Origin of the sequence: Corynebacterium pseudodiphtheriticum (genome assembly GCF_023509295.1) — a bacterium.
GTDB lineage: Bacteria > Actinomycetota > Actinomycetes > Mycobacteriales > Mycobacteriaceae > Corynebacterium > Corynebacterium pseudodiphtheriticum.
In genome coordinates this window covers 131,670-144,140 of the sequence record NZ_CP091864.1, presented here as the reverse complement: position 1 = coordinate 144,140, position 12,471 = coordinate 131,670, and the positions used below count along the sequence as shown (strand labels likewise).

Here is a 12,471-nt window from a genome sequence, read left to right as displayed (position 1 = left end):
GGAGTCCCTGATGACCGCAGTCGCAGAAATTTTTGATGCGAAGTTACAGCCAGGCAAAGAAGAAATCGCCGCACAATACGGCAATATCACCGACTTGCAGGGCTTTTACCGCCTGGTGGACCCAGCCGGGGAAGTCGGCATCGAGGTCTATGTGGGCACCGACGATTCCGAACAGCTCCGCCAACTATCACTCAGCTACCGCGCCGCAGACAACCTGGACCCACGCGCGGCAGCTAACCCGATCGTGTCCATGCAACATTCTGTACTGGGACAACGCTCCGTAGCCTACGGACTATGCGATTCCGTCGCCGTGGAACAGTGGGTACGCGCCATGATGACTGGGCAGCGGGGCGCGGCGTTTTCCAACGGCATCATCCCGATTTTCGCCATCCGCGGCACCGGAAAATCCCCCGATGCCCACATCAGCGCAGTACACCTAGACAAGGGCACCGTTGATTTCGCGGAAGGCACCGTCAACGTCGACGGTGAAGTGAAAAACTTTGAGCTGCATTTCCGCACAGAATTAACGCCCAGCGAGCAAGATGAAAAAGACACCTATGGCTTGCTGGGCGTGCACCGCGACAATGGCGAAGAGTATGTCCTCGCCAGCCTCACGGTGAAATAACGCAGGCAGCTGCGCACTGCTAGCTACGAGCTGCTTGCGCAGTAGCTACCAAATGCTCACGCGCTGTTCCGGCGGCAGATACATCGGCGAATCCGGGCCGACTTCTTCGAAGGCCTCGTAGAATTCGTCGATGTTTGCTGCGATCTGGTTACAGCGGAATTCCGCTGGTGAGTGTGGGTCGATGGCCAAGTACTGCTTCGCCATCTCTGGGCGAATCGCAGTACGCCACACCCGCCCCCAGGCCAGGAACAGCCGCTGTAGGCCGTTGAACTTCCGCTCATAAAGCTCAGGTTGCGCGTCTTCAACAGCAAAGGCTTCCACGGCAGTGTCGTCGTAGCTCATGCCGCGATCCTGCAGATACAACCGGTACGCCACCACGGCGATACCCAATCCGCCCAGGTCGCCAATGTTTTCACCCAAGGTGAACTCACCGTTCACGCCCGGCTTCTCAGCGTTGGCAGAATTCTCTGCACCATCAGCGTTTTCAGCATTATCAGAGCTGGAGGCAGAACCGTCCGTACCGCTTCCCGCGTCCCGCAGCACTGATGGCACCAAACCATCGAATTGCTGCACCAGTTTCTCGGTCAGCTCGTCGAAAGCCGCGCGGTCTTCATCCGACCACCACTGGTTCAGGTTGCCCTGGCCGTCGTAGTTCGAGCCCTGGTCGTCAAAACCGTGACCAATCTCGTGCCCGATGACGGAACCAATCGCACCGAAGTTCTCCGCGGCATCTGCTTCTGGGTTATAGAACGGTGCGCGTAAAATCGCGGCCGGGAAGGTGATGTCGTTGACCACTGGGTTATAAAACGCGTTGACCGTCTGCGGATTGGCCACCCACTCGTCGCGACGCGCTGGTTTGCCAACCTTACCCAGCTCATAGTCATGGCTAAACGCAGCCCCGGCGCGCACGTTTGCCACCAGATCGGCACCTTTCGGGGAGAACTCCAGGCCGGAATAGTCCCGCCAGGTATCCGGGTACCCGATTTTCGCCTTAAACTGTTCCAGTTTCTCCAACGCACGTTCACGAGTAGCTTGCGTCATCCACTCCAGCTCAGAGATGCGCTGGCGGTAGGCGCGAATCAGGTAATCCACCAGCTCCAGCATGTCTTCCTTAGACGAGGCCGGGAAGTGCTTGTCGACGAAGAGTTTGCCGATCTCTTGCCCCACCAGAGATTCCACGATGCCGACGCCACGCTTCCAGCGATCGCGCTGCTCGGTGGAACCAGTGAGCTGGCGGCCGTAGAAATTGAAATTCGTCTCGGTCACTTCTTCTGGCAGAATGCCCGCGCGGGAGAGCAAAATGTGCCAGGTGGCCCACAGCTGCCAGTCCGCTAACCGGTCGTCGGTAAGCAGCCCAACTAGATGTTCCACATAGCTCGGCATCATGTTCACCAGGCGGTGCTCCGGCAAGTTGCCACCACGTAGCAAGCGCTGGATCAACTCTGGCAGCTCGTCGAAATCCGTCGGGTTGTAGGTTTTCAGGGCATCGCGGCTAGCAACCACATCCCAATGCCCAGAGGCGATTTCGGTTTCCAGGGCCACGATGCGCTCTGCGGCCACGTCGGCATCCAACCCGAACAGCTTCGCGGGATCCACAAAGCCCAGCATCTTTGCGACGTGTTCGCGGTAGGCAGCCAAGGTTTCCGCATGGGTTTCGCTGCGATAGTAGGCCTCATCCGGGAGACCAAGACCGGATTGCACCAGGTAGGCCACCGAATCTTCACTGCCAGAATCCTTTTCTACCCAGAACGTCAGCGGGCTGCCGACGCCAACGCGTTCCAGTGCACCCAGGTTTTCTACGAACTCACCAATATCAGCGACAGAAAGCTTGGCGAAGTCGTCGGCAAGCGGTTCCAACCCAGCAGCATTGACGCCTTCGGTATCCATGAAAGAGGCAAACAGGTTACCGGCGCGGCCGTTGTCCTCGTTCACGATCTCGCGAACATCTTCTTCGGCCTGATCACGCAATTTGTGAAAGGTGCCATCCACGGCGCGATCGTCCGGGATCACATGGTTTTCCAACCACGGGCCGTTGACATAGCTATATAGGTCATTCATGTTTGCCTAGTTTACTAGGCTGGCTAGCATGCCCGCTCCAGTTTCTCTGCCCAATCTGCGCCCCACCCAACTGCGCTTGTACCGTAGCCAGCCGCAACGCACCACGTTGCTGTGGGTGGTGCTTGTCCTGGTGGTCGTCGCCGCCATGCTCGCTCCGGTGGTGCTCAACAAGGTCACCCCGTCGGCGCAGCAGGCCACCACTCCCCTGGTGGTGAAAGACCCTGTGGCCGGTGCAGAGATACACCTAGCGGACCGGGAATGCCCCGTTGATGCCATGGCGCTGACCGGGCAGGGCTGGAACTGCCCTGGTCTACACATTGAGTCGCTGACTACCCCGCACGCCGGTGATCCGGACCTGACGCTACGCCGCATGTTTCGTTTTGTGGCGGGCACCGACCTGCCCGAAGGCGATATTCTGCGCGCAGGCGAACAGCGTTTGCTTATCGAGCCCAACGGCCACGGTATCGCCATGTCGACGAGCCAACTCGGCGCTTCCCAGGTCATCGTGTTCCGTGGGCGCATCAACGAAAACTTAGATATTGTCACCGGCTCCTGGCGGGAAATTTCCGGCGAGGAATTGCCAAAAATCGTCCGTGAACTGCTGCAAAGCTATACCGGAACAGGCAGTGATGCGGCGGACAATCCGCTGCTGCCCCCAGAACCACAACCCGTGCATAACGCAGCACCGCATCCGAGCACGCAAACGCACAGCAACACACAAGCACACACCGTCAGGCGGGTCGCATAATCATGAGTAAATTATTCCGCTATTCGCTGTTTTTGTTCATCCTGCTGGGCTTGCCATTCATGGTTCTGCCGGTGCTAACGCATGCTCTCGCCCTCCCCGTGCCAGCGGTAATCAGCACAGTGTTCACTGTGTTGTATCTGGGTATTCTCATCGCAGTGGTTCGCAAGACCCGCCTGTGGCCATACCAGGGCTGGGCACCCGCGTTGTTGGCGGTGCTGTGGGGTGCGGGCACCAGCTACGCACTGGTGTCGGTGAGCGCGCCGTCGATTATTGATCTCGCCGCACATACCGGCGCCACGACAACAGCCGCGTCCTGGGGCGGGGCGTACCCCGAAGAAATCGCGAAAGCCACCGGCGTAGTTTTTATTTTATTGGCGTTTAAGCAGCTCAACCGCCCGTGGCATGGTTTTGTCATCGGCATGCTGGTTGGCTTAGGTTTTGAATCTTTTGAAAATCTGCTTTACGGCATCGTCATGTCGCCGATCCACCCGTCCTCAGACATCATGGGTGTGCTGCAGATTTGGGCTGCGCGGGTGTTCCTCGGCCCGTTTTTACATATCGCGTTCACCGGTCTGGCGGGTTGGGGCATCGGTTGGGCATTGTTTGCCGCTGACCGGAGCCTGGGGTGGCGGCTCACGCACGCGCTGGGTTGGTTTGCCGTGGCGTTCGCCTGCCACTTTGGCTGGAATATTCTTGGCGACGACCTCGTGCTGCTCATCGGCAGCAAGATCGTCACCGGAATCGTGCTGTACGTGTCGTTTATCTACGTCTGGGTGGCCGCCTACAAAGCGGCCAAACCCCACGACGAGTTGTACACGGCGGTCAGCCAGTTACCGAATAAGCAACCGACTCACTAGTTACTGCTGGCCAAACTGACCGTGCACGGTAGGCGTCAGGTTATGGTACACGTGCTTGTGCTCCTGGTATTCCGCTAAGCCGACCTCACCTAGCTCGCGGCCGTTACCGGATTGCTTGTAACCGCCCCACTCTGCCTGCGGCAGGTATGGGTGGTAGTCGTTGATCCAGATGGTGCAGTGACGCAGCCCGCGCACGATGCGCTCGGCTTTACCGGCATCGGTGGTAAATACTGCGCCTGTCAGGCCGTAAATGGTGTCGTTGGCGATCTCCAGGGCTTCGTCTTCATCGCGGAAAGTCTCGATGGTGACGACTGGGCCGAAGGCTTCGTCGTAAACGAAATCCATGTCGGCATTGCGGTCGACGCCGTCGATGACCGTCGGCAAGTAATAAAAACCTGCGCCCAGATCCGACTGCCCGGTGCCGTGCTGGCCGTTGCTGTCCTCGCTGGTGGCAACGCGCCCGCCAGAGAGGATCTTCGCGCCGTGCTCGCGGGCTTCTTCTACATAACCGGCGACTTTTTCGCGGTGCTCGGCGGAAATCAGCGGGCCGGTTTCGGCCTTGTCGTCGGTTGGGCCACCCAACTTGATGTTGTTGGCGCGCTTGGCAAATTCTTCGACGAATTTATCGTGCAGCGATTCCTCCACCAGAATGCGCGAACCCGCCGAGCAAACCTGGCCGGAGTGGAAGAACGCGCCGTTCAACGCGTTGTCGACGGCAACGTCGAAGTCTGCATCCGCGAAGATGATGTTCGGGTTTTTGCCGCCTAGTTCCAGGGCCACGCGCTTGACGGTTTCTGCCGCGTTGCGGGCGATGAGCTTGCCGGTTTGCAGGCCACCGGTGAACGAGACCATGTCCACATCCGGGTGGGTAGACAATGGGTTACCGCAGTTTGCGCCTGCACCGGTGATCAGGTTGGCCACGCCGTCGGGCAAGCCGAGTTCCTTGGTGACGGCCATCAGCAGCATCGCGGTGTGTGGGGTCAGTTCTGCTTGCTTGAGCACGAAGGTATTACCAGCAGCGATGGCTGGTGCGACCTTGTAGGCGACCTGCAGCAGCGGGTAGTTCCATGGGGTAACCATGCCGACGACGCCGACTGGTTCGTGATCAATGCGCGAGCGCACATTATCCATGCCCGGGTCGATCACGCGGCCGGCCTGGTGGCCGATCAAGGTGCCGAAGTGTTCGAAGGCTGCGGCGATATCGTCCATATCCACCAGAGAATCTTCGAAGCGCTTACCGGTGTCTGCGGATTCTGCGGCGGCGAAGAGTTCTTTATTTTCCCGGATTTTATCTGCAATGCCGATGACCAGACGGCCACGGTCCCGGGCTGGCACCGACGACCACACGCCGGAGTCAAAAGTTTCACGGGCTACCTTGATAGCCGCGATGGTGTCGTCATCCGTGGCTTCCGAGACCATGCCCACCGTGGTGCCATCAGCAGGGCAGTTAATGGTGCGAGTGCCGCCTTCTTGCGCCTGGCGCCACTGCCCACCAATGAACAAGCTGGCTGGGGCGTCGTTTCCGGCGCGGTAGACGTCGGCAAGCAAGTCCGTGGTGGTGGGGTCAAACAGCGTGCTGCGGTTATTCGCGTTGGTCAAAATGACACCTTTCGCTTGGGTTTTCGTGTCTGAATACCCCAATTTTACTGCGAAAGATGTCCCCGCGCTGTGCAAGTTTGCTCACGCCCGTGGCAAGAAACCTTTCAACCGCAACAGTTTATCCATGCCGTTGACCGCTCCATTGCCCAGATTTGGCTCATCTCCATTGCGCGCCATAGTCTGCTTGATCCAGTTGATCTCAGCTGAGATATCGGCCAAGTTCATCGGCGTTCCGTTGCCAGAAATCGCGGAGGCTACGCCGGATAGCTTGCCGTCAATGAACAATGGCCCGCCGGAATCACCAGGCTGTGCATACGCTCCGTCTTTGTGGTGAACCGTGTACATTTTGCCGTTGTTATAGCTGCCGTTTTGATATAAGTTTTTCACTTCTGCCTGGGAGTGCGGCAGCCGCTTGTGCGCGGTGCTATCCCAGCCGTAGAAGGTACCCACTTGTCCTGGCTTTGGCGCTTCAGTAGCCAACTCTGGGTAGCTGTCGAATGTGAATGCGGAATGCGTGGACATACGCACCAGGGCAATATCGCCGGTTGGTGCGTGGTAGGCCTCTTCGGTGCCATCCACTCCAGTCTTTTCGACACCGGTGTGCAACATGTGTGCCGTGGTGCCGTTGCCGAAGCAGTGTTTTGCTGCCAAAACCCAGTGCGGGCTGATGGCAGTTCCGGTACATCCGCCAACGATGACGACGTTTTTCGCCAGTGCATCGTCATCCGAGACCGGAGTGCCGCCCTGCACGGCATGAGCGGACGGGGCGGCAATGATGCTTGCTGCCATCGTTGCGGCAGCAGCTAAGGACAGCGCAATCTTATTTATGTTCATGCGGGACATGTTACTTCATTTGGAAAAGTCTCCATTTCGACTAAAAACCATATGAGAGTTATTTAACAATCCGTTAAGCCCCGCATACCCCCTGTGTAAAACCGCATCAGACAATTCTTCTGCGGTTCATTTCAGCGTGGCCCAAAAAGGAAATTCCCGGACAGAAATTTACAGGCTGGACGACGACAGCAGCGGGCTGCCCTGGTTAGGCCGTGCAGGTTTCGCTGGCTGCTGCTTTCCAGGTTTTGTTTGCGCAGGCTTTGGTTCCTGGCTCTCTGGCTGCGGTTGTGGTTGCTGTGGCTGGGGCTGCTCTGGATTTGCTGCCTGCTCCTGAGTTTGCTGCCCGTTTTCTTTATCTTTTTCCGCTCCCGGCTTCTGCAGCCCCTTCTCCTGCAAAATTTTGTCCATGCCATTAACCGCGCCATTGCCCAGGTTTGGCTCGTCACCGTTTTTCGCCATGGTCTGTTTGATCCAGTCCAGCTGCGCAGAGATATCGGCCAAATTCAGTGGCACGCCATCACCGGAAATTGCGGAAGCCACACCGGACAGCTTGCCGTTGATGAAGAACGGCCCGCCGGAATCACCTGGCTGCGAGTACGCACCATCTTTGTGGTGCACGGTATACATCTTGCCGTTGTCGTAGCTACCGTCCTGGTATATACCTTGCACCTCAGCCTGTGAATGCGGCAAGCGCTTGTGTGAGGTGTTATCCCAGCCGTAGAAGGTTCCTACCTGGCCTGGCTTCGGTTCTTCAGTGGCCAGCTCTGGGTAGCTGTCAAAATCAAATGAGGAGTGCGTAGACATGCGCACCAAGGAAATATCGCCACTTGGTGCGTGATAGACCTCTTCGGAGCCTTTAGTGCCGGTCTTTTCAATTCCGGTGCGCACCAGCTTTGCGGTGGTGCCGTCACCGAAGCAATGCCGTGCAGCCAACACCCAGTGTGGGCTGATGGCGGTGCCGGTGCATCCGGAGACGATAACGACGTTTTTCGCGTTCGCATCGTCATCGGAAACTGGAGTTCCGCCCTGTACGGCGTGAGCGACTGGAGCGGTAATGATGCTTGCTGCCATCGTTGCGGCAGCAGTTAAGGACAGCGCAATCTTTTTTGTACTCATGCGCAATACAATACTTTATTCGGAGAAGTCTTGTAATGATCTGAATATGGGTCGCAAGTTATTTAATGAATGCGATAATCTACACACTGCTAACACCGGAGCTGCTGCTTTTTGCTAAGGAGTTCTCATGAGCTATTCAAAACTGGCACAGTCGTGCATCATTGCCGCATGGGCAGCATTGATCATCCCTATACTGTTGATGATTTTTGTTGACTCCACCGGCGGACTGTGGCTTTTGATTCCAACTTTCCTGACAGCTGCTGCTGTTACTTCTTTTTGGACAATAAAAGCCACACAATAGCTTCATCCGAACAGCAAGAAACCCCCGGAATCACAGCGGACTGTTGCCTACAAGGTGATCTGGGGGCTTCACTATAGCTGTACTGCTGACGCGCTAATCGCACCGCGGTTACTAGCCAGGGTCAATAACACCGGCTTTATTCGGAGAAGTCTTCCTTCCAGCTGCGAACCGGATCCGAATTATCCGACAGGTCCGAAGAACCACGCAGCGGCGCCTGCATGTGCAGGTACTCCAAGTGGCGATCGTAGAGGTCAAGCACGTTATTGATCAGCTGATCTTCGTCGTAGCCATAGACGTCAAAGCCCATGGATCCGTTGTTATCGAAGACTTCCAAGCGATAATAATCACTATTTCCGTCTACGAAATCCGGGCTTTCAGTCTGGATTGGGTACAACTGATAACGGAACTCGCGCTCGTCGCCCAGCTGAATTTCCAGGTCCAGCTGCGGCAACTGACACTCCGGTACCAAGCTGGTGAGCAAACGGGCATCCAGGCCTTCATTACGCAACTCAGTGCAGAGTTTCTCCAGCGCAGGGGTGGCGGTGTTCTCGAAGTACGCGGTAATTTCCTCGCCGTTTGGCCAGCGGTTGGCACGACCAATCCGGGATTTCCACCGGGCACCGGCAACACGACCGGCGATCGCGGAGTGCAGCGCCACTGCACGGGAATCGCGTTGGATATTTTCTTGCCGCAGGGACTTCCACAGCGAGAACATCACCATCCACATCACGAAAGCAAACGGCAAGCCCATGATCACCGTGGCAGCCTGCACCGCGGCCACGCCACCGATACCCAACATGCCCAGCGTCAATACGCCGACGGTCAGCGACCAGAACACGCGCAACCACGGCGCGCCATCCTGACGATGGTCAATGATGTGCGAGGTGAAGTTCGCCATCACCAGCGCACCGGAGTCCGCCGAGGTGATGTACAACAGCAAACCACACAGGGTGGCCAGCAAAATCAGTGCGGACGCACCCGGGTAGGTGCCCAGCAGCTCATAGAAACCGGACTCCGGCTGTGCCATCGCGGTTTCGGCAAATTCTTCATTATTGCCGCCCATGACCAAATCCAGTGCCGAGTTACCAAAAAACGACATCCACAGCACGATGAATAGGAATGGGAACATCAAGGTACCGATGACGAATTGGCGCAGAGTGCGGCCGCGGGAAATGCGTGCCAGGAACAGGCCGACGAAGGTCGCCCAAGCAATCCACCAGGCCCAGAAGAACAGTGTCCAGGCTTCCATCCACGCGCTGACGGCTTCCTGATCATCCGCGTAGGCGTAGGTGTCCATCACCCAAGCCGGGAAACTCGCCAGCATCGTGCCGACGTTATCGATCAGCGAGTTCAGCAACCAGGCGGTCTTACCGGCGATAAGCACGTACAAGCCCAAGAAAATGGCGACGGCCACGTTGAGCTCCGAAAGACGGCGAATACCCTTGTCGACGCCGGATATAGCGGAAATCGTCGCCACGATCACGCCGACGGCAACCAAGGTAGCCTGCAAGCCCATGGTCACCTCAAAGCCGAAGATAATGTGCAAACCATAGCTGAGCTGGACCACACCGATGCCCAGCGACGCCGCGATACCGAAAACGGTACCCAGCATCGCGGCGACTTCCACGGAATGACCAGCAGCACCGTGAATACGCTTGCCGATGATGGGATACAGCGCCGAGCGGATCGCCAACGGCATGTTCAAGCGGTAGGCGAAGTAGCCAAAAGCCATACCCATCAACGCATACATGGCCCAACCGACGATTCCATAGTGGAACATAGCCCAGGCCACGGCTTCTTTCGCCGCGGCGTAAGTTTCTGGGTCCGTGGTTGGTGGCTCAAAGTATTGCGTGAGTGGTTCAGCGACACCGAAGAACATCAGGTCGACGCCGATACCGGCAGCGAACAACATCGATGCCCAGGTGTACAGGCTGTACTTCGGACGGGAGTGGTCCGGCCCCAGCCGGATACTGCCGGTGCGGGAAAATGCTACGACCAACACGAAGATGACCACCGCGGTGGCAGTCAAAATATAAAACCAGCCAAAATTACCGGCGATCCAGCTGGTGATCGCGTTCAGGTTATTTTCCGCAGATTCCGTAGCAATGAACGTGTAAAGCGCGATTGCCAGGATGATCGCACTGGAAAAACCAAACACCACCCAGTTCGGCTTCGCCACTGGGACGTCGTCGCCGTGATCATAACCGGTTTCTGCACGGAAGGTTCCCACCAGAGCCCGCGGGATAAACCGCGAAGCCCTAGTATTTGTCGATTGCGGCTCAGCTTGTTCAGCCACCACCATCTCCTTATTTTTACTGTTACGCATATGCTGCTGCATTTTGCGGATGCGTTGTGCGGATTTTTTGATTCTACTTTGAACCAATTCTCAGTTTTCAAGCTTTTTGACTGTATACCATCACACAGTTATTGGCTAGGGCTATTTTTCACAGCTAGGCTGGTGGGTTGTTCCGCACACGGCTACCGCCGTGGGCCCTAGCAGTAGAAAGGACACAGCGTGAGCATTTTTTCGCGACTGTTTAATTCCATGAATGCCGCGACCTCGGCCAAAAAAGCGTCGAAAAACTCGGCGCCAGTTACCGACGAGGTCAGCGATGTCGTCGTCGTCGGCGGTGGATCTGCAGGATCGGTGGTTGCTAACCGCTTGACCGAAGACCCTGATACCCGCGTCGTCGTCCTGGAAGCCGGACGCCCAGACAGCATCTGGGACCTTTTCATCCACATGCCTTCGGGCTTCTCCTTCCCCATCGGCGATAAAGACTACGACTGGCTCTACGAAACCGAGCCAGAACCAGAGATGAATGGCCGCCGCGTGCCTCACGCCCGCGGCAAAGTATTGGGTGGTTCCGGTTCCATCAACGGCATGATTTTCCAGCGAGGCAACCCGCTGGATTATGAAAAGTGGGCAGAAAACCCAGGTCTAGAGCACTGGGACTACGCACACTGCCTGCCTTATTTCAACAAAATGGAAACCGCGAAAGGCGCCGACGCCAACGATCCGCGCCGCGGCCACAACGGCCCGCTGTATCTTTCCCGCGGCCCAGCGACCAGCCCGCTGTTCCAGGCACTATTCAAATCCGTGCAGGAATCCGGCTACGAACTGACCAACGACGTCAACGGCTACCGGCAGGAAGGCTTCGCGCCTTTCGACCGCAATATTAAAAAAGGCCGCCGCCATTCGTCGGCACGCGCCTACCTGCACCCAATCTTGCAGCGGGAAAATCTGGAAGTACGCACCCAGGCTTTCACCCGTCGCGTAATTTTCGACGGCACCACCGCCAAGGGCGTGGAATACGAATGGCAGGGTGCTACCCGACGCATCTACGCGGACAAGGTCATTCTGGCTTCCGGCGCTATCAACACGCCACAGCTGCTGCAACTTTCCGGCGTGGGCCCGCGCGAATTGCTGGAAGAGCACGGCATTGACGTCGTCAAGGAACTGCCAGGCGTGGGCGAAAACCTGCAGGATCACCTGGAGGTCTACATCCAGTATGAGGTAGATACGCCGCATTCCTCGCAGCCTTACCTGCGCAAGTGGCGTTGGCCGTTCATGGGCCTGCAGTGGTTGCTGACCCACAAGGGCCCTGTGGCAACCTCCCACTTTGAGGCCGGTGGCTTCGTGCGTTCCAACGACGACGAAGAGTACCCGAACCTGATGTTCCACTTCCTGCCTATGGCGGTGCGTTACGACGGCACCCCAGCCAAAGTCAAGCATGGTTTCCAGTGGCACGTCGGCCCAATGTTCTCCGACACCAAGGGCTGGGTGCGCATCCAGTCGGCAGACCCACACGTCAAGCCAAAGATGCTGTTCAACTACCTGCGCACCGAGCAGGACCGCCGCGAATGGGTCGAAGCCGTGCACAAGGCACGTGAGCTGATGGCCACCGACGCGATGGCCGAGCACGGCACCCGCGAATTCTCCCCTGGCCCGGCTGTGCAAACCGACGAGGAGATCCTGGAGTGGGTCCGCAACGACGGCGAAACCGCTTTGCACCCTTCCTGTACTGCAAAGATGGGTGCGGAGGACGACCCAATGGCAGTGGTGGACCCAGACACCATGCAGGTGTGGGGAACCGAAGGCTTGTACGTCGTCGACGCTTCGGTCTTCCCATCAATCACCAACGGCAATATTTATGCGCCGACGATGATGGTCGCGGAGAAGGCAGCAGATTTGATCAAGGGCAAGAACCCACTGCCAGCAAACAACGCGCCGTTCTACCGTGCCGGTCAGGACATGCCGTTGTACGCCGAAGGAGAGAAACGCCGCGACCACGTCGAGGCGCCTAGCTCCTGGGAGTAATAAAAACCGATCCTA

General features: G+C 57.4%; 10 protein-coding genes. 5 read left to right on the top strand and 5 right to left on the bottom strand.

Annotated features, from left to right (window positions below; translation table 11 throughout):
- Positions 1–10 precede the first annotated feature (10 nt).
- On the top strand, positions 11–625 hold the full coding sequence (locus tag L9H78_RS00615; RefSeq protein WP_249618043.1) for a CG0192 family protein: 615 nt from the start codon (positions 11–13) through the stop codon (positions 623–625).
- Positions 626–670: 45 nt separating this feature from the next.
- Here L9H78_RS00615 and L9H78_RS00610 read toward each other — a convergent pair whose 3' ends face one another.
- Positions 671–2,683: a M13 family metallopeptidase gene (locus tag L9H78_RS00610; protein ID WP_249620154.1), complete on the bottom strand. Its 2,013-nt coding sequence runs from the start codon at positions 2,681–2,683 to the stop codon at positions 671–673.
- 28 nt (positions 2,684–2,711) lie between these two features.
- Between L9H78_RS00610 and L9H78_RS00605 the strand changes: the two genes are divergently transcribed.
- Both L9H78_RS00605 and L9H78_RS00600 read left to right on the top strand, forming a co-directional pair.
- Positions 2,712–3,431, top strand: a complete 720-nt coding sequence (locus L9H78_RS00605) for a hypothetical protein (protein WP_249620153.1) — start codon at positions 2,712–2,714, stop codon at positions 3,429–3,431.
- 2 nt (positions 3,432–3,433) lie between these two features.
- The gene (locus L9H78_RS00600) at positions 3,434–4,288 is read left to right on the top strand and encodes a PrsW family intramembrane metalloprotease (protein ID WP_249620152.1); all 855 of its coding nucleotides are present in this window, start codon (positions 3,434–3,436) and stop codon (positions 4,286–4,288) included.
- Here L9H78_RS00600 and L9H78_RS00595 read toward each other — a convergent pair whose 3' ends face one another.
- The 3 genes from L9H78_RS00595 to L9H78_RS00585 all read right to left on the bottom strand — a co-directional run bounded on the left by L9H78_RS00595 (position 4,289) and on the right by L9H78_RS00585 (position 7,837).
- Complete coding sequence (locus L9H78_RS00595; RefSeq protein WP_249620151.1) at positions 4,289–5,887, bottom strand: aldehyde dehydrogenase family protein; 1,599 nt, start codon at positions 5,885–5,887, stop codon at positions 4,289–4,291. It abuts the gene before it with no gap.
- Positions 5,888–5,968: 81 nt separating this feature from the next.
- Positions 5,969–6,721, bottom strand: a complete 753-nt coding sequence (locus L9H78_RS00590; RefSeq protein ID WP_249620150.1) for a trypsin-like serine protease — start codon at positions 6,719–6,721, stop codon at positions 5,969–5,971.
- Positions 6,722–6,889: 168 nt separating this feature from the next.
- Positions 6,890–7,837 carry a S1 family peptidase gene (locus L9H78_RS00585; protein WP_249620149.1) on the bottom strand — a complete coding sequence of 316 codons (948 nt, stop codon included), beginning with the start codon at positions 7,835–7,837 and terminating at the stop codon, positions 6,890–6,892.
- Between the two features lie 127 nt (positions 7,838–7,964).
- On the opposite strand from L9H78_RS00585, the gene L9H78_RS00580 reads away from it, so the two are divergent.
- Positions 7,965–8,138 carry a hypothetical protein gene (locus L9H78_RS00580; RefSeq protein WP_249620148.1) on the top strand — a complete coding sequence of 58 codons (174 nt, stop codon included), beginning with the start codon at positions 7,965–7,967 and terminating at the stop codon, positions 8,136–8,138.
- Positions 8,139–8,274: 136 nt separating this feature from the next.
- On the opposite strand, the gene betT is transcribed toward L9H78_RS00580, so the two are convergent.
- Positions 8,275–10,464: a choline BCCT transporter BetT gene (betT, locus tag L9H78_RS00575; protein WP_430622738.1), complete on the bottom strand. Its 2,190-nt coding sequence runs from the start codon at positions 10,462–10,464 to the stop codon at positions 8,275–8,277.
- Positions 10,465–10,683: 219 nt separating this feature from the next.
- On the opposite strand from betT, the gene betA reads away from it, so the two are divergent.
- Complete coding sequence (gene betA / locus L9H78_RS00570; protein ID WP_249620695.1) at positions 10,684–12,456, top strand: choline dehydrogenase; 1,773 nt, start codon at positions 10,684–10,686, stop codon at positions 12,454–12,456.
- The last annotated feature ends 15 nt before the right edge of the window (positions 12,457–12,471 follow it).